Origin of the sequence: Pseudomonas sp. MYb327 (assembly GCF_040438925.1) — a bacterium.
GTDB lineage: Bacteria > Pseudomonadota > Gammaproteobacteria > Pseudomonadales > Pseudomonadaceae > Aquipseudomonas.
In genome coordinates this window covers 2,515,337-2,533,454 of sequence record NZ_CP159258.1, presented here as the reverse complement: position 1 = coordinate 2,533,454, position 18,118 = coordinate 2,515,337, and the positions used below count along the sequence as shown (strand labels likewise).

General features: G+C 58.3%; 16 protein-coding genes. 7 read left to right on the top strand and 9 right to left on the bottom strand.

Annotation, left to right across the window (positions count from 1 at the left end):
• Positions 1–139: 139 nt before the first annotated feature.
• From ABVN21_RS11310 to ABVN21_RS11295, 4 genes are all read left to right on the top strand, one after another.
• Positions 140–1,060 carry a LysR substrate-binding domain-containing protein gene (locus tag ABVN21_RS11310; protein WP_339552169.1) on the top strand — a complete coding sequence of 307 codons (921 nt, stop codon included), beginning with the start codon at positions 140–142 and terminating at the stop codon, positions 1,058–1,060.
• A gap of 109 nt (positions 1,061–1,169) precedes the next feature.
• Entirely contained in the window at positions 1,170–1,799 is a 630-nt protein-coding gene (locus ABVN21_RS11305; RefSeq protein ID WP_339552168.1) for a glutathione S-transferase, read from the top strand.
• 203 nt (positions 1,800–2,002) lie between these two features.
• A complete protein-coding gene (locus tag ABVN21_RS11300) occupies positions 2,003–2,923 on the top strand; it encodes a LysR family transcriptional regulator (RefSeq protein ID WP_339552167.1) in 921 nt (306 codons plus the stop codon).
• A gap of 220 nt (positions 2,924–3,143) precedes the next feature.
• Positions 3,144–5,216 (top strand): pyridoxamine 5'-phosphate oxidase family protein, encoded by a 2,073-nt coding sequence (locus ABVN21_RS11295; RefSeq protein WP_339552166.1) that lies wholly within the window; start codon positions 3,144–3,146, stop codon positions 5,214–5,216.
• A 180-nt stretch (positions 5,217–5,396) separates the two neighbouring features.
• Here ABVN21_RS11295 and ABVN21_RS11290 read toward each other — a convergent pair whose 3' ends face one another.
• Together ABVN21_RS11290 and ABVN21_RS11285 are read right to left on the bottom strand one after the other, a co-directional pair.
• Positions 5,397–6,464, bottom strand: coding sequence for an alpha/beta hydrolase (locus tag ABVN21_RS11290; protein WP_339552165.1), 1,068 nt, complete (start codon positions 6,462–6,464; stop codon positions 5,397–5,399).
• A 362-nt stretch (positions 6,465–6,826) separates the two neighbouring features.
• Positions 6,827–8,038, bottom strand: a complete 1,212-nt coding sequence (locus ABVN21_RS11285; protein ID WP_339552164.1) for an MFS transporter — start codon at positions 8,036–8,038, stop codon at positions 6,827–6,829.
• Positions 8,039–8,154: 116 nt separating this feature from the next.
• Here ABVN21_RS11285 and ABVN21_RS11280 point away from each other — a divergent pair, with 116 nt between their 5' ends.
• Positions 8,155–8,928 carry a helix-turn-helix transcriptional regulator gene (locus ABVN21_RS11280; protein ID WP_339552384.1) on the top strand — a complete coding sequence of 258 codons (774 nt, stop codon included), beginning with the start codon at positions 8,155–8,157 and terminating at the stop codon, positions 8,926–8,928.
• 21 nt (positions 8,929–8,949) lie between these two features.
• Here the strand turns inward: ABVN21_RS11280 and ABVN21_RS11275 are convergent, their stop codons facing one another.
• From ABVN21_RS11275 to ABVN21_RS11260, 4 genes are all read right to left on the bottom strand, one after another.
• Positions 8,950–9,420, bottom strand: a complete 471-nt coding sequence (locus ABVN21_RS11275; RefSeq protein ID WP_339552163.1) for an arsenate reductase ArsC — start codon at positions 9,418–9,420, stop codon at positions 8,950–8,952.
• Positions 9,421–9,445: 25 nt separating this feature from the next.
• Positions 9,446–10,729 (bottom strand): arsenic transporter, encoded by a 1,284-nt coding sequence (locus tag ABVN21_RS11270; protein ID WP_339552162.1) that lies wholly within the window; start codon positions 10,727–10,729, stop codon positions 9,446–9,448.
• Between the two features lie 25 nt (positions 10,730–10,754).
• Positions 10,755–11,102: a metalloregulator ArsR/SmtB family transcription factor gene (locus ABVN21_RS11265; protein ID WP_339552161.1), complete on the bottom strand. Its 348-nt coding sequence runs from the start codon at positions 11,100–11,102 to the stop codon at positions 10,755–10,757.
• 89 nt (positions 11,103–11,191) lie between these two features.
• Complete coding sequence (locus tag ABVN21_RS11260) at positions 11,192–12,109, bottom strand: LysR substrate-binding domain-containing protein (protein ID WP_339552160.1); 918 nt, start codon at positions 12,107–12,109, stop codon at positions 11,192–11,194.
• Positions 12,110–12,472: 363 nt separating this feature from the next.
• Here ABVN21_RS11260 and ABVN21_RS11255 point away from each other — a divergent pair, with 363 nt between their 5' ends.
• Complete coding sequence (locus tag ABVN21_RS11255) at positions 12,473–13,669, top strand: epoxide hydrolase family protein (protein ID WP_339552159.1); 1,197 nt, start codon at positions 12,473–12,475, stop codon at positions 13,667–13,669.
• A 71-nt stretch (positions 13,670–13,740) separates the two neighbouring features.
• Here ABVN21_RS11255 and ABVN21_RS11250 read toward each other — a convergent pair whose 3' ends face one another.
• From ABVN21_RS11250 to ABVN21_RS11240, 3 genes are all read right to left on the bottom strand, one after another.
• Positions 13,741–15,036 (bottom strand): OprD family porin, encoded by a 1,296-nt coding sequence (locus ABVN21_RS11250; RefSeq protein WP_339552158.1) that lies wholly within the window; start codon positions 15,034–15,036, stop codon positions 13,741–13,743.
• 128 nt (positions 15,037–15,164) lie between these two features.
• A complete protein-coding gene (locus ABVN21_RS11245) occupies positions 15,165–15,620 on the bottom strand; it encodes a type II 3-dehydroquinate dehydratase (protein WP_339552157.1) in 456 nt (151 codons plus the stop codon).
• 15 nt (positions 15,621–15,635) lie between these two features.
• Entirely contained in the window at positions 15,636–16,991 is a 1,356-nt protein-coding gene (locus tag ABVN21_RS11240) for an MFS transporter (RefSeq protein ID WP_339552156.1), read from the bottom strand.
• A gap of 166 nt (positions 16,992–17,157) precedes the next feature.
• On the opposite strand from ABVN21_RS11240, the gene ABVN21_RS11235 reads away from it, so the two are divergent.
• Complete coding sequence (locus ABVN21_RS11235; RefSeq protein WP_339552155.1) at positions 17,158–18,042, top strand: LysR family transcriptional regulator; 885 nt, start codon at positions 17,158–17,160, stop codon at positions 18,040–18,042.
• The last annotated feature ends 76 nt before the right edge of the window (positions 18,043–18,118 follow it).

The window sequence follows — 18,118 nt, the reverse complement described above, 5'->3', positions numbered from 1 at the left end:
TCGCATCAGGAACCTTCAATGGGCTGAAGCATTCCGTTGGATTTGGCGAATCCCTTTGGATGGGCTAACTTTGCCCGAGGCCCAGATATTCGAGAAATTTACTTATCTTATTTTAGATATTCACAAGGCATTATGAGTCATGCGATACGACCTCAATCTCTTGCCGGTTTTCATTGCGCTCATGGAGGAGCGAAGCGTCACGCGTGCAGCCGCACGACTGGGCATCACCCAGCCGGCGTTGTCGAACGCGCTGAATCGGCTGCGCGATACGCTCAAGGATCCGCTCTTCATTCGCGAGCGCTATGGCATCAAGCCCACGCAGTTTGCGGAGGAGATCGCGCCGGTGATCAACGAGACCCTGGCGCGGCTTGATGAGGTCATCATCGGCCGGCAGCACTTTGACCCTGCGACCTCGACCCGGCAGTTCAACATCGCACCGAACAGCTATGTCGAAATTGTCTTCATACCGACGATCGTTGCCAGGCTTCGAGAACAGGCGCCGGGGATAAAAGTGTCGCTGACGCCGTTCGGCAATGACCTGGCTGAAACGGGCGTGATCTCGGGCACGACGGACATGGTGCTGGGGCGGATCGTCGATCCACCCGACAACCTGGTCGTTCAACATTTGATGGACGATGGCCTGGCGTGCGTCGTGCGCGCCGATCATCCCGAAGTCGGAGACAGCCTGTCGCGTGAGCAGTACGAACGGCTGCGGCATGTCAATGTGCTGCCGCCGGGGCGATTGCGCGTGGGACTTTTCCAGGCGCTGGAACGGCAAGGGTTGCGGCGCGAGTTGGCCATTTCAGTGACACATTTTCTGGCGGTGCCGGAAATCATCGCGGTCACCGATTACTGCGCGACGATGCCCAGGCATATCTGTAATCAAATCGCCAAAGACCCCCGGCTCAAGGTGGTGCAGTCTCCCGTCGATCTCGGCACCTTTCCAGTAGAAATCGCCTGGCACGTCCGATATCGCAACGATCCGGCCCACCAATGGTTTCGGCAGTTGCTGGTTGAAACGGCAGCGGAGCTGTCGGGAAAAGGCGACTGTTGCGCCTGATGAAATGCTGGATTGTAAATGCTGGTCATTCCGCTGTTCCGGACGGCAGTGGAAGATAGGCCATCGACGCGACTACCGGGTCGAACCGTCAAAACAATCGGAGTACGTCATGTCCCAGCAAGCAATCAAACTTTATCGTCACCCGCTGTCCGGTCACTCGCATCGGGTCGAACTGATGCTGTCCCTGCTTGGCCTGCCTACCGAACTGGTGTTTGTGGATCTGATGAAAGGCGCGCACAAAACGCCTGAATTCCTGGCGCTCAATCGCTTTGGCCAGGTACCGGTGATCGATGACAACGGCACTGTTCTGGCGGACTCGAATGGGATTCTGACTTACCTCGCCGGCAAATATGGCGATGGCCAATGGTTGCCGAGCGATCCAGTAGAGCAAGCCAGGGTCCAGCGCTGGCTGTCGGTGGCCGCGGGCCAGATCAATTCCGGCCCCGCCACGGCTCGACTGATCACCGTATTTGGTGCCGGTTACAACGCGCAAGAGGCCATCGGAAAATCCCATGACTTGCTCAAGGTCATGGAGGATGAGTTGGGGCAAAGCAAGTTTCTGGCCGGTGACAAACCGACCATCGCCGATGTCGCGGCCTACACGTATGTGGCCCACGCCCCTGAAGGCAATGTTGCACTGACTGATTATCCTCACGTCCGCGCCTGGCTCGGCCGCATTGAAGAACTGCCGCGCTTTGTCGGCATGCAACGTACCGCCACAGGCTTGCAACAGGCCTGATTCACTCCGCTGGAACTTGTCGCATGCTCGTTCGACAGGTTCCAGCCCTTCGATTTACCCCGCCGTTTTCTCACGAATCGCATTCGCCCGTTCCGTAACCGGTCGGGCGTGCGAAACTCGTAATAGCCAACAATACTGGCCAGTGCTGCTGCGCGGCGGAGCGCTCAGAGGCTTCGATATTTTTCACCAAGAAAGGCTCATCCATGGATCGATTTCAGGAAATGCAGATATTCATGGCTGTCGCCGAGGAGGAAGGGTTCGCCGCCGCCGCCCGCCGCCTGCATATCTCGCCGCCAAGCGTGACGCGGGCCATTGCCGGAATGGAGGAGCGGATCGGAACCCAATTACTGTCGCGAACCACCCGCAGCCTGCATCTGACTGAAGCCGGGCAACGTTATCTGGAAGATTGCCGGCGCATTCTCGGCGAAGTGGATGAAGCGGAGGAAGCCGCCGCCGGCAGCTATTCGATCCCCTGCGGGAATTTGACGGTGACGGCGTCGGTATTGTTCGGCGAGTTGTTCATCGCACCGCTACTGGCGGAATATCTTGATCGATATCCCTCGGTGCACGTCAATGCCTTGCTGGTGGACCGAGTGGTGAACATGGCTGACGAAGGTATAGATGTGGCGATACGCATCGGCCATCTGCACGAGAACAGTCAGCACGCCGTCAAGGTGGGAGAGGTGCGACAAGTGATATGCGCTGCTCCCGCTTATTTTGAGCGGTACGGCCGACCACAGCACCCTGGGGATTTGAGCTCGGCCAACATTGTCATGTCATCCGCCAGCCACCTGCTGAGCGATTGGCAATTTGTAAATGACGGCAATGCCTTGAGCTTCCGTTTTAACCCGCGCCTGGTGGTGACCGCGAATCAGGCGGCTATCAATATCGCTTGCCTGGGCTGGGGAATCACGCGGGTATTGTCCTATCAGGTGGCCAGCCAGGTCGCCAATGGCGGGCTGGAGGTGGTGCTCCAGGACTTCGAACCCCCTGCGCTGCCCATTCAGGTGGTGTATCAGAAAAACCAGCGAGTACCCGCGAAAGTGCGCACTTTCGTCGACTTCCTGGTGGAGCGTCTGGCGCAGGACCTGGCGCTTAAACCCGTCGCTAGGGGCACGGTTTGATGGCTGTTCCGGCGGTGCTCCAGCCATCATCAAACGGGCCCCGGCAGTCGACGGCATTTCAGCGGGTGAAACAGTGGATTGTGTTTTTTGGTAGTTCTCTCCGGTCCGGTTAAAGGGGAGCATCTGTTTTCGCGATTTTGATGGTTACGCCGCAGGATCCGACGCTACAACGATGAGTCGGCAAGTGAAGTGCATCTGTTTACTGAGCGAAGAGGTGAACATGAATCAGACGGACGAGACAGGCACATCGCCTTGGCATGCGGGCGAGCGGCAGTTGCAGGAAACCATCGGCGTTGCCGATCGCATGGAAATAAACGGGCGCCGGGTCGTGCGCGACTACATGCCCGACCAGCACCGATTGTTTTACAGCCAACTGCCTTATCTGGTGCTGGGCGCCGTCGATGAACGAGGCACTCCCTGGGCGACCCTGATAGAAGGCCCGCCCGGTTTTGCCCATTCCCCCGATCCGCGAATATTGCAGCTCGACCGTCTACCCGCGGAAGGTGATCCGGTCACGCCCGCGCTGAAAGAGGGGGCTGCCGTAGGCATTCTGGGCATCGACCTGAAGACTCGAAGGCGCAATCGTATGAACGGCAACATCAGCCGCGCTTTCCCTGGCGGTTGCGCCGTTTCAGTGGTGCACAGTTTCGGCAACTGTCCGCAATACATCCAGTTGCGTAGCGTGGAACCCGTCAGCCTCGGCCACGCTTCGGCCGCCACTCAGGCCGAGCATCTCGATCAGCTCGATGAGGCCGCCAAGGCGACTATCAGCAAGGTCGACACCTTCTTTATCGCCAGTTACCTGGACCTGGATGGAGACCCCGCGCAACGCGCAGTGGACGTCTCGCACCGAGGAGGCAATGCAGGTTTCGTCAGGATTGAAGGCAATGTGCTGAAAATTCCGGACTTCGCCGGCAACCTGCATTTCAATACCTTGGGTAATTTGTTGCTCAATCCCCGTGCGGGATTATTGTTCGTCGATTTCGAATCAGGCGATGTGCTGCAGGTTGCCGGCCGCACCGAGATCATTCTCGAAGGCCCCGAAATAGCCGCATTTCAAGGCGCGGAACGGCTCTGGACCTTGACGGTAGATCAGGTGATCCGACGTCCCGCGACATTGGCGTTGCGCTGGCGGTTTGAAGGGTTCTCACCCAACAGCCTGATGACCGGCAGCTGGGAACAAGCCGATGGCCGTTTGCAGGCCGACGCCTTGCGCGACACATGGCGACAGTTGCGTGTCACCCGAATCGTTGATGAAAGCAGCACGATTCGCTCGTTTTACCTGGAGCCCGACGATGGCGCAGGTTTGCCGCGCTTCGAGGCAGGACAACACTTGCCAGTGCGCATTTGCGTCGCTGAAGGGGAGGCTCCGCTGGTCAGGACCTACAGTGTGTCGAGCGCGCCGTCCGACAGCTTTTTTCGCATCAGCGTCAAACGTGACGGACTCGTCTCGGCGCATTTGCATCGACGTATTCAAGTCGGGGATTTGATTGAGGCCCGTGCTCCTCAAGGGCGCTTCACGGTGCGAGCCGATGAGCGCCGGCCGCTGGTGCTGTTGGCCGCCGGTGTTGGCGTTACACCTTTGCTGTCAATGTTGCGCGAAGTGATTTATGAAGGAGAGCGCATCCGCCGGACTCGCCCAACCTGGTTCATTCAGAGCGCACGCAGTTTGGCCGAACTGGGATTTCGAGATGAGCTGTATGAACTGGCGACCCGCGCCAAAGACAAGATTCGTGCGTTACGCCTGCTGAGCCAACCCGAGGAGCACGCCAGCGAAGGTGAAGACTTCGAGTTGGCGGGGCGCATCGACATCGCTCTGCTCAAGGCGTTGCTGCCGCTGGACGATTACGACTTTTACCTGTGCGGTCCCGGGCCATTTACCCAGGCCTTGTACGACAGCCTGCGTGAGTTGCGCATTGGCGATGATCGCATTCATGCGGAAACCTTTGGCCCCTCGACGCTTGTGCGCCAGCGCGATCAACTGACCCCGGCGGTCGAGCAGGTGCCGGCGGCCAGCAGCCCGGTCAAAGTGTTGTTCGCTGCGTCGTCCAAGGAGGCGCGTTGGGAACCGGGTGGCGGGAGTTTGCTGGAACTGGCGGAAAGCCGTGGCTTGAACCCGGATTTCAGTTGTCGGGGTGGGTCGTGCGGCACCTGCCGTACCCGGCTGGTCAGCGGGCAAGTGCATTATCTGAACCTGCCTGCGGAAATGCCGGCAGAAGGCGAGGTGCTGATTTGTTGTGCGGTGCCTGCGCAAGGGAAGGAGGGCGATGCGCCATTGGTGCTTGAGTTGTGAGTCACATTACGACATCGCAGGTCTGTACAACCGTGTGCCCAAGCACGTGGCCACCCATCGACCCGTTACCCCGTCAGGTGCGCACGGAATCGTTCGCAGAACACGAACAGCAGTAAGCAACAAAACGGCCCGTTGATTAAAACGAGCCGTCGTTGTGCAGCTACGTGGCGGGGACGTTACTCAAAGGTGATCGGCATCAATCACTGCCTTGGCGAATGCCTTCGGGTCTTCCTGTGGCAGGTTGTGGCCTATGCCACCGTTGATCAGCCGGAACTCGTATTTGCCGGTGAAGCGCTTGGCATAATCCTCTGGGTTCGGGTGTGGTGCGCCGTTGGCATCGCCTTCCAGTGTGATGGTCGGCACGCTGATCGAAGGCGCCGTGGCCAGTTTTTGCTCCAGCGCTTCGTATCGGGATTCGCCTTGCACCAGGCCCAGGCGCCAGCGGTAATTGAACACCGTGATGTCGACATGGTCAGGGTTTTCCAGAGCCTTGGCGCTGCGGTCGAACGTAGCGTCATCGAACGCCCACTTCGGCGAGGCCAATTGCCAGATCAACTTGGCGAAGTCGTGGGTGTTTTTCTCGTACCCCGCACGACCACGGTCGGTAGCGAAGTAGAACTGATACCACCACTGCAATTCCGCCTTCGGTGGCAGCGGGTTCTTGCCGGCCGCCTGGTTACCGATCAGATAGCCGCTGACCGAAACCAGCGCCTTGACCCGCTCCGGCCACAGCGCCGAGACGATGTCCGCCGAACGCGCGCCCCAATCGTAGCCACCGAGCACAGCCTGTTTGATCTTCAGCGCATCCATGAAGTCGATGACGTCACTGGCCAGCGCGGCCGGTTGGCCGTTGCGCACGGTTTTCTCGGACAGGAAATGCGTATCGCCATAGCCGCGTGCATAAGGCATCAGCACTCGATAGCCCTTGGCTGCCAGCAACGGTGCGACCTCGTCATAGCTGTGAATGTCGTACGGCCAGCCGTGCAGAAGAATAACCACCGGACCATCGGCCGGACCCGTCTCGGCATACGCCACGTCCAGCAGGCCGGCGTTGACATGCTTGAGCGGGCCGAAGGGAGAGGGTGCCGAATAGGAGACGCCGGCACTGGTCGCCGCTGGCTGCGCGGTCGCGGTCGATTGTGCGTGGGCCGCACCGATCACGCCGAACAAGGTGAGCGCGAGGAGTGAGGAGCCGACCAGACCGCGGCGAGCGTTACCGGTGTTGCCCTTGTGCATTGCCATCTTCATGGGGATGTCTCCGTTGCATGTCGTGGGTCAGGGTCTCTGGCTGATCCCCTTCAAACCTTGCCCGCATTTCAACGTGGTGACGTGTCTGGGGTGTGTCAAATTGCCGGGCCAGATGCAAGCCGTTGTATCGAGGTGTCGCTCAGATACACAGTGATACACAGAGCCGTCGAAGTGCCCGCGTCCTCCGCGACTCGCAGCGGCGGCTTCGCTTAGCCTGACCCGATCGGTGGAGAGTAAGAGCATAGTCCGCCTGGTTTCGCATACCGCGCTTAATTCCAGGGTCAGCCGTCAACCCTATGGCGAAATCCTCGATGAACTGGGGGAGTACATCTTGCCGGACTTTCCCTCACATACCTGAAGGCTCACACCCCTTTGGTAGACGGCAGCAGGATCGTCAGTATCCCCAACAGCGGCAGGTAGGAGCAGAGGTTGTACACGTACTCGATGCCATGAATATCGGCCAGATGCCCGAGCAAGGCGGCTCCAATGCCGCCAAAGCCGAACATCAGACCGAAGAACACGCCGGCGATCATGCCGACATTGCCCGGCACCAGTTCCTGGGCGAAAACCACAATGGCGGAAAACGCCGAGGCCAGTACGAAGCCGATGACCATGCTCAGCACGCTGGTCCACAACAGATCGACGTAGGGCAGGGCCAGGGTGAAGGGGGCAGCACCGAGGATGGAAAACCAGATCACCTTCTTGCGCCCGATCTTGTCGCCGATAGGGCCACCAAAGAACGTGCCCGCGGCGACAGAGCCAAGAAACAAAAACAGGTACAGCTGAGAACTGGCGACCGACAGGTCAAACTTCTCAATCAAATAGAACGTGAAGTAGCTGGTGAAGCTGGTCATGTAGAAGTATTTGGAGAACACCAACAGGGCCAGTACCACCAACGCAAAGGTCACTCGCGTCTTGGACAGACCATGGGTGGCCTTACCGCCTTGCTTGAGCTTGAACAGGTTCAAGTGATGGCGATACCAGCGGCTGAGACCGAACAGCACGAGGATGGCAAATGCCGCGAACAGACCGAACCAGGCCACGTTGCCTTGACCGTAAGGAATGATGATCGCCGCCGCCAGTAAAGGGCCAAAAGCGCTGCCGGCATTGCCACCGACCTGGAACGTCGACTGTGCAAGGCCGTAGCGTCCGCCCGATGCCAGGCGCGCAACCCGTGAAGTTTCCGGGTGAAAGGTCGAGGAGCCAACGCCAATCAGCGCCGAAGCCACGAGGATCGCCGGGAAGGAACCGACGAACGCCAGCATCAAAATGCCAATCAGCGTACAGACCATGCCGGACGGAAGTAGCCACGGTTTGGGATGACGGTCAGTGTGATAACCGATCCACGGCTGCAGCAACGAAGCGGTGAGCTGGAAGGTCAGTGTGATCAGTCCAACCTGGGTGAACGTCAGGCCATAGTTGGCCTTGAGCATCGGGTAAATCGACGGCAGGACGGCCTGAATCAAGTCGTTGATCAAATGCGCCAGGGCGCAAGCGCCGATCACGCGCATGACTAAAGGGCTGGCCTGGCTGGCAACTGAAGCGCTGGTTGAAGCAGTCGTGCTGGTGGACATCGCAGATCATCCGGACAGGTAAAAAGGGCAGGGCGTGAGTACCGGTGGCTATGCTAGATTTCACCCAATTGCCTGTCTCGCGCGATTCGGGCGACAACTATCGTGAAAAGGGAATCATCATCAAGCCGTTGGAAGAATTTTTGCTCGAGATGGACGAAGTGGCCTGGGCGGTTTGCAGCAGTGCGACCGACTACCCGGAAAACTGGTTCATCGAGCCTCATTTCCATGCCAAACATCAGTTGATCTACGCGATCGAAGGCGTGATGGTTGTGCACTCGGGGCTGAACCAGTGGACCGTTCCGCCCAGTCGCGGAATATGGATGCCCAGCGGCCATGTGCACTCGATTCGCTGTGTCGGTGCGTTGAAGATGCGCAGCGTGTTTGTGCGTCCCGACCACTTTCCGCAGCTCCCGGGCGAAACCCGGGCGGTGAGCATTTCCGCGCTGCTGAGCGAGCTGATCAAGACCTCCGTGACCATCGCGGCCCCGATTGATGCCGATACCCGCGAAGCCAGGATTCTGCGCTTGATCGTCGACGAACTCACCCTCTTGCCGACTCTCCCGCTGCACCTGCCGCAACCGGCTGATCCACGTATCGGCTCGATTTGTTCGACCCTGCAAACCGATCCGGGTGATGGTTCAACGCTGTCCGACTGGAGCGTGCGCCTGAACCTCGATGAGAAAACCATCCAGCGCCTGTTCCACAAGGAAACAGGCATGACGTTCGGCCAGTGGCGTCAACAGGCCCGGTTGCTGCTGGCCCTGGAGCGCATCGCGGTAGGGGAGAAAATCATCGACGTTGCCGGAGCCCTGGGCTACGACAGCCCCAGCGCCTTCACGACCATGTTCAAAAAACAGTTTGGCAAGACGCCGAGCCATTTTTTCAGATGACGCCCGTGGATGGAACTCTTGCTACAGCGTGCTGATGCGCCCGAGTTCGCGTTCCAGTGCATCACGATCAAGTTGCGCAAAGGGCAGGGCGAAGAAAGCCCGGCAGCGTGTTTCGATACGCGCCAGGGTTGCATGAAAGGCAGCGGCGACGGCTTCCTCATCACCCTTCACCTCGGAGGGATCCTCCAATCCCCAATGGGCTTTCAACGCCGGTCCGAAGTAGACCGGGCATGCCTCGCCAGCGGCCTTGTCGCAGACGGTAATGACAATGTCCGGCGGGTTGGCTTCGAAGGCTTCGTTGCCTTTGCTGCTTAAACCGTCAATCGCAATCCCGGCTTCCTGCAACGTTGTCAGGCTGCGCGGCAGAACCTGGCCTTTGGGAAAACTGCCAGCGCTGATCGCCTGGAAACCTTGTGGCGCGAGATGATTGAACATCGCTTCGGACAGAATGCTGCGACAGCTATTGGCGGTACACATGAACAGGACGCGCATGGCGACTCCTCTTTCTCGGCAGGTGCTAGAGGCCCAGGCGCAAGGCCAGGGCCGACAAGGTGATGAACAGAATGGGAAGCGTCAAAATCACACCCACCTTGAAGTAGTAACCCCAGGTGATGCGGATGCCCTTGCGCTGCAGAACGTGCAGCCAGAGCAGAGTCGCCAGGCTGCCGATGGGGGTGATTTTCGGGCCGAGATCAGAGCCGATGACGTTGGCGTAGATCATGGCTTCACGCACCACGCCGGTGGCGTCACTGGCATGTATCGACAGCGCTCCTACCAACACGGTCGGCATGTTGTTCATGGCGGATGACAGCAACGCTGTCAGAAAGCCAGTTCCCAATGCGGCGCCCCAAATGCCGTAGTCGGCGAAATGATTGAGGATCTCCGTCAGGTACGTGGTCAGGCCCGCGTTCTTCAGTCCGTAAACCACCAGGTACATACCCAGCGAGAAAGTCACGACTTGCCAGGGTGCTTCGCGCAGTACGCGCCGGGTTGAAATCACATGGCCCCGTGCCGCGACGGCGAACAGCAACGCTGCGCAGAAGGCCGAAATGACACTGATGGGGACGCCCATCGGTTCCAGCGCAAATAGCCCGATCAGCAACAACACCAGAACAACCCAGCCGACGCGAAAAGTCAGTCGGTCACGCACGGCATGTCGTGGATCTTGCAGGTCGTCCAGTGAGTAGCGCTCGGGGATGTCCCGGCGGAAAAACCAGTACAGCATCGCCAGCGTCGCGCCCACGGCGACGAAATTGACCGGCACCATGATAGAGGCGTACTCATTGAACCCCAGGTTGAAGTAGTCCGCCGAAACGATGTTGACCAGATTCGACACCACCAGCGGCAGGCTCGCGGTGTCGGCGATAAAACCCGCGGCCATGACAAACGCCAGGGTCGACGCAGGAGAAAAGCGCAGGGCGAGCAAAATGGAAATAACGATGGGTGTCAGGATCAGTGCCGCGCCGTCGTTGGCGAATAGTGCGGAAACGGCGGCTCCCAGCAGAACGGTAAAGGCGAACAGCCGACGGCCATTGCCCTTGGCCCAGCGGGCGACATGCAGTGCGGCCCATTGAAAAAAGCCGGCCTCGTCGAGCAGCAGACTAATGATGATCAACGCGATGAACGTGGCGGTGGCGTTCCAGACAATGTGCCACACCAGTGGAATATCGTTGAGCGACACGACGCCCGTCATCAGTGCCAGAACTGCGCCCAGGGTGGCGCTCCAACCAACGCCCAGCCCTTTAGGCTGCCAGATGACCAACACGATGGTGAACAGGAAAATGGCGAACGCTATAAGCATAAAAAAATCTCGGCAGGCGTGGAGGTCAGCAGCAGGCGGCGGTGTTGAGCGGACGGTCGCCCATCGCGTGAAGTCGAGCCGTATTGGCCTCAAGCCAGGCGCTGTTGGCGGCCAACGTGGTGTCTAGAACGGTGCGTACCCACTCGGGCAACTCAGGGTTGAGCCGGTAGAAAACCCACTGACCCTGGCGACGATCGAGAAGCAGGCCGCATGCCCGGAGCTGGGCAAGGTGGCGGGAAATTTTCGGCTGGCTGTCCTCCAGCGCGCAGACCAGCTCACAAACGCACAACTCGCCCTCACGGGTGATCAGCAAGGTCGCCCGTGTGCGGGTTTCGTCGGATAGGCATTTAAATACGGCGGCGGGATTCAGCACGGCGGTGTCATTCGTATATATGGGTATCCGAATATACGTTTATCCATATGTATCGAGCAAGCCACAATATCGGCATGGCCGCTTGAGGTTCAGACCTTGGCTCGGTGACGCAAGCGCGAGTAGGAGATCAGCATGCTGGTCAGTTCTTGTGTCAGTTGAGTGAGCGGTGCCACTCGACGGCTGATCAAGCACACCTCGCATGATTCCAAAGGTTCTCGGACAGAAATGCGCATGAGCGATGAGGAAAACAGCTTCATGCCGGGAAGCATGCTCGGCTCAATGGCCAGGTAATCCGTCTCGGCAATGATGTGCAGCATTTCCAGCAGTGATTCGGTAGTCACCACGATCTTCGGCGGCGCCAGGCCCTGCGCCTTGAACAGGTCGATCAGGTGATTTTCCGCACTGCCTGCAATCCCGCCGGGACGGACACTGATCCACTGGCAGTCGGCCAAATCACTCAGTGAGCGAGCCTCCGCCAGGGGATGGCCCTTGCGCGCAACCACGCTGGCTTTTGAGCGGTAAAGCCGCTCAATGTGCAAGTCGATATCGCAGACGTTGGGACTCAGCGGGCCCATGACAAAGTCGAGCCGGCCAGCGCGAGTCATCTCGATCAATACCTTCGTTTGTCCACCGGCGACATGCAGTTTCACGTTTGGAAATCGGCGGGTAAAACTGCTGAAGACCGGCATCAGGCACGCAGTCAAGGGTTCCGCCGTGACACCCAGTGCGATCTGACCTTCGGGCATGCCATTGCACTGCCGGACGTCTTGCACGGCACGATCGCAATCCAGAACGATCGAGCGTGCGCGGGTCAGGAACACCTTGCCGGCCAGGGTCAGACTGATGCCTTGATTGGAGCGCACCAACAAGGTGACCCCCAGTTCCCTTTCCAGGCTTTGGATCGACTCGGTCAACGTGCTCTGAGCTGCGTCCAGTGCTCGTGCCGCCGAGCGAAAGCTGCCCTTGTCGACCACAGAGCAGAAGGCTCGAAGCTGAATCAGCTTCATGAAGCACAGGCTCTGCAGCTTTTGATCCAGTTGTTGCCGTTGTGGCCGTGAGAGGCCTGTTGGGTAGCGATGTTGCGGCGGCGAGCAACTTTCATGGGAAATTCTCCGGAGAATGCATCGTTTGGCGCAATCGATTAAATCGCATGCGATCAACAAATATTCCGCGAAAAGTCATGGTGATGTCAAAGCCCATGTTGCCTCCAGGTGACCAGCGGCGGCGTAGCGGGGCGGGCGGAAAAGCCGAAGGTGATCGCTTTTTCCGTTCTATTCGGCGCCGTAAGTGCCCCTATAAAATCAATTCTGTCAGCTAGTTACAGCCCTTTGTTCTAGCTGAGTCTCGAAGAATAATTAAAGGAATTACTGATGGGCGTCCTGACAAATAGTGTTTCTTCTGAAATACGTCCCTTTCATTTCAGCGCCAAAGAGGCAGAGCTTTCGGAGTTGCGCAGACGAATTGAAGCAACCCGATGGCCGGACAAAGAGTTAGTCAATGATTCATCTCAAGGCGTGCAACTGGCAACCATCCAGAAACTGGCCAATCACTGGGCGACTCAATACGACTGGCGAATCATCGAGTCGAAAATAAACGCCGTTCCAAACTTCATCACCCAAATCGATGGTTTGGATATCCATTTCATGCATATCCGCTCCAAACACGAAAATGCATTACCACTGCTGATGGCACACGGCTGGCCTGGGTCGGTCATCGAGTTGATGAAAGTTATCGGGCCACTCACCGATCCGTCGGCGCACGGTGGCAACGCTGCCGACGCGTTCAGCCTGGTGATTCCATCGATGCCGGGTTACGGCTTCTCGCAGAAACCGACCGAGGCCGGTTGGAATCCCGAGCGTATCGCCGATGCGTACATCGAACTGATGAAGCGACTCGGATACACCCGCTATGGGGCGCAAGGAGGGGATTGGGGAGCGATTGTCGTCGATCTGATGGCTGTGAAAGCGCCACCTGGCCTGATCGGTATTCATTCGAACATGCCGGGGGTCATTCCGCCTGAAATCGATGCAGCGTTGTTTCGTGGCGAGCCTGTGCCCAGTGGGCTTTCCGAGGAAGAGACGCAGGCAGCGGTGCAACTCGCCAACACCTACAAACACATCGGTTACGCCATCATGATGGGTGACCGGCCTCAGTCGCTGACCGCCCTTACTGATTCACCGATTGGCTTGGCGGCGTTCATGCTTGATCACGATCCCAAGAGCTACGAGATGATCGCGCGTTCCATAGATGGACAACCGGAAGGCCTTACACCGGATGACGTGCTCGACAACATCACGCTGTTCTGGCTGACCAACACCGCCGTTTCTTCGGGGCGACTGTATTGGGAGAACAAATCGACGTTCTTCGCTGTGAAGGGCGTCAACATTCCGGTTGCGGTGAGCGTATTTCCCGATGAGTTGTACGCGGCGCCGAAAAGTTGGTCGGAGAGGGCATATCCCAAACTGGTGCATTACAACAGGTTGCCCACAGGCGGGCACTTTGCGGCGTGGGAGCAGCCGAAGCTGTTCTCGCAGGAAGTGCGTGCCGGGTTTAAGTCGTTGAGGTAAGTGACAAGGCTATAGATCAGCAAGCTGCGTTCATCCTGTTGCGTAGCAGATGAACGCAACCTGCTTACCGATTACAGCAACGAAATCGGATAGCTGATAAACAGACGATTCTCGTCAAACTCGTTGGTGCTGAAGTTTTTGCGGATGCTGGAATTTCGCCATTTGACGCTCAGGTTTTTCAACGCGCCCGACTGAATCACATAAGCGAGTTCCGACTCCCGACCCCATTCCTTGCCGTCGGTGATAGCGCCAGTGTGCACGTTGTCGCCACTGATGTAGCGGTTCATCATCGTCAGGCCGGGGACACCCATTCCGACGAAGTTATAGTCATGGCGAACCTGCCAGGAGCGTTCCTGTGCGTTGTCGTAGCTGGAGTTGTAACTGTCGTTCGCCAAGGTGCCGCCACTGGCACCGTTGACCCGCATCCACGCAGTGTCGCCAGTGAGCTTTTGCAGGCCGACATAAAACGTGTTGCCGCCCAGTTTCGCGGAAAACAAACCGAACGCGGTCTTGTTGTCCATGTCGCCGGCCAGGCTGGCGCCGTCTTCCTTACCGGTGAAGAAGCCCATATTGGCGCCGAGCGTCCAGTCACCCACGGGTTGGCTGTGGCTCAGGCTGAAGTACTGTTGCTGATAGATGTCCTTGAGTTCGTCGTACCAGACCCCGACCGTCGTGCGCTTTTCGTTGAAGGTGTATTCACCGCCACCGAAGTTGAAGCGATCGGATGTGAACGCGGCTTTGCCGTTCATGGACATGTCTTCCATGCTGGCGTCGTTGCGCGGGCTGTTCTGCCGGAATTGACCGCCGTACAACGTCAGGCCGCCGATTTCCTGGGAAGTGATCTGCGCGCCTTGAAAGGTTTGCGGCAGCGAGCGACCGTCATCGGAACGGAGGATCGGCAGGGTACTGACCCATTCACCGACTTTTACCACCGTTTTTGAGACCTTGGCTTTGGCGGCAACGCCCAGTCGCCCGAAGTTGTCAGCAGGCTCGCCATCACCATGGACAGGCAACAGTTGCGTACCGGCAGTGCCTTTGCCCCCATCGAGTTTTTGCGAGTAAAGGCCCAGGACATCAACGCCGAAACCTACCGGCCCTTGGGTGTAACCGGAGCGAGTATCGAGGATGAAGTTTTGCGTCCATTCCTCAGCTTTGTTCTGTGGTGCGGCAGCATTCGGGTAGGCGGGATTGACAAAATTACGATTGATATAGGCGTTGCGCAGATTGAGCGTGGAGGTCGCGCCCTCGATAAAACCGGCGTTTTCATCGGCATGAGCGACAGTTGCCGAGGCGGCACTGAGTGCCAGGGTCAGGCCGATTAATTTGTAATGTGCGGGTACGTTACGGCGAAAAACAGAGTGATGCATGTTGGCTTTCTCGCATTCAATTATTATTTTTCTGGCAGTTTTTGCAGCTGGCGACTGAATTTCAGGCGCAAGCGGCCCTGGCAACAATCTGCCGAGGGACCGCCGTGTAAGCGTCTTGCTACGAGGTGTTAGTGGTTGGCTACCTGACGACGCAGCAAGTCATCAATGGCCCGGATGGCGAGGGGATAACCGTCGGCACCCATGCCGCAGATCACCGCATTGACCACGCCCGACATGATCGAGTGACGATGAAGTTCATCCCGAGCATGGATGTTCGACAGGTGCAGCTCAATCAGCGGGGCGTCGAGCAGCTTCAGTGCATCCAGTACCGGAATCGAGTGAAACGAAAGGCCGGCCGGGTTGATGATCACTGCTGCACCTTGTTCAAAGGCCTCTTGAATCCAGTCGACCATCACGCCTTCGTGGTTGGTCTGGCGAAAGTCGCATACCAGGTCAAGTTCCTCGGCCAGCCTTTCACTGCTTTGCCGGATCTGTTCGAGCGTGGTGTGGCCGTAAATGTGCGGCTCACGACGACCCAGCAGGTTGAGGTTAGGGCCGTTGAGGATGAAGACGGTGCGGTTCATGGTCGTCCTGCTGCGTTATTTGGAAAGAATGGCGGTAGCGCGAGTGTCAGGGGTGTCGTCTTTGGCGACGGCGTTCAGGTCGATGCCGCGGGTTTCCGGACCGATGACGATCATGGCCAGCGAGATCAGGTTGATCACCGCGCACAGCGTCACCAGAGGCCAAGGCGAGTTGTTCGACTGGCTCATCAGATAGACTGCGATCATTGGCATTGGGCCGCCGATCACCAGGTTGGCGCCGGTGTAGGCCAGAGCCGAACCCGAGTAGCGAACCTGGGTCGGGAAGGCTTCGGCGAAGGCCACGGGCTGGATGCCGCTCTGGAACTGGGTGAAACCGAGGAACAACCCCATGATCGCCATGATGGCGGGGACGTTCAGGGTGTTGAGGATCGGGAAGTAGACGAACAGGATTAGCAAGGTCATGCACGAACCAAATGCCAGCGCCTTTTTACGGCCCCAACGATCGGACAGATAACCACCGGCCAGCGCACCGAAAATCGCGCACATGTTAGCCACCATCAGCGACATGAAGCCGGTCGACTGGCTAAAGCCCAAGTGCTTGGTCAGGTAGCTGAGGGAGAAAATCACGATCAGGTAGAACAGCGCAGCCGGCGAGCAGAAGAACAACATCAGGCGCAGGATGGTTTTGTAGTGGCTGCCCACGGCGGATTTGAGCGGGCTCTTTTCCTGTTTGACCGGAGTCTTTTTCAAGGCAACGAAGGCCGGGGTTTCATCGACTTTAAGGCGGATGAAGATCGCGACCACGACCAATACGAAGCTCATAAGGAAAGGAATTCGCCAGCCGAAACTCTCGAATTGCTCGCTGGAAAGCGTCGCGGCCAGCCCCATCAACACGCCGTTGGCCAATATCTGACTGAGCGGCGAGCACAAGCCGAGCATGCCGGAATAACGGCCGCGGCGATCGGGGGAGGCGTGTTCCAGCGCCATCAGTTGCGCGCCGGTGGACTCACCGCCCAGCGCAAAGCCTTGAATGATCCGCAGCAGCACCAGAAGGATCGGCGCCCAAACGCCAACCTGGCCGTAGGTGGGCAGCAAGCCCATCAATACCGAAGCCAGACCCATCATGGTCACGGTGGCCAGCATCAGGTTGCGGCGGCCGAGTTTGTCACCCAGGTAGCCACAGGTAATGGCGCCCAATGGCCGGGCCGCCAGGCCGACACCGAAGGTTGCCAGGGAGGCGAGCAGGCCGGCGGTTGGCTCCATGGCCGGGAAAAACAGCTTGGGCAGAATAGTAGCCGACACCGCGCCGTACAGCGTGAAGTCAAACCACTCCAGAGCGGTGCCAATGGTCGCGGCGGTCACCGCTTTGCGAGGCATGCGCAAATCATGAGTCTCGTGACTGGTTGTGCTCATAAAGGTGCTCGTCTTTGTTTTTATGGTGTTGGGATACCCATCCGATTCCGCAGGGACAATGCAGCTGGCAGGAATCGTCGAAGTGAGTAGACGTTAGCGCATACTGCTTGCAAAATAATTATCGAAATCACAACAAATAGATAAGTCAGCCTTATGGATAGCGATTATGGAACTGCGTCACCTGAAAGCCTTTGTGGTTGCCGCCGACCTGCAGCACTTCAGTCGGGCTGCTGAACAGCTGGGAATCGCGCAACCGGCACTGAGTCAATTGATGCGCACGCTTGAGGCTGAATTGGGGCTGGCCTTGTTCCGACGGGAAAATCGCGGAGTGGCGTTGACTGCTGCCGGCGAAGCATTCCTGCCCCATGCGCGGCAGTCCATCGAGTCCAGCGATCTGGCGATTGCCGCCGCCCGGCGTGCCCGGCGCGGGGAAGTCGGCGAGATCAACATTGGCTATCACTCGGCGCTGTTCGAAGCCAACTTGCCGCAACTGCTGCGGCATTACTTCAGCACGTTTCCCGAAGTCAAAGTGTCGCTCGTGGACGCGGGTATTCGCGCGCAGTTCGACATGTTGCTCGACCACAAGCTCGACCTGGCCTTTGCCCGGGTGTTCAAGGATCACCTGCCGGACCGTCTTCGCACCCATCATTTCAGTCAGTCCAGACTTGTGTTGCTGATCCCGGACAACCATGAACTGGCGGACAGTTTTACCGGCGAGCTGGCGACACTGCGCCATGAGAAGTTTGTGTTTTTGCAGGACAGCGCCGGCATCGGCCTGACCTCACACACACTCCAGGCGTGCCGGCAGAACCAGCTACACCCGGAGAACATCATGTACGTGCCGTCGCTGATGAGCATTCCCGGGCTGGTGGCCGCCGGCATCGGCCTGAGCATCGTGCCGGAAACGATGACCCGGCTGACCATGCCTGGCATCCGCATAATGCCGTTGGCGCAACCGGAAATGGTCAGTGAACTGTCGCTGATTTCAAGGATTGATGAGCGATCGAGCGCGGTACTGCACTTTATCGAAGAGGCTCATGGGTGGGGCTGACCCAGCTTACGAAGAAAAACAAAATCAAACCTGTGGCGAGGGAGCAAGCTCCCTCGCCACAGAGAACGCATAATGT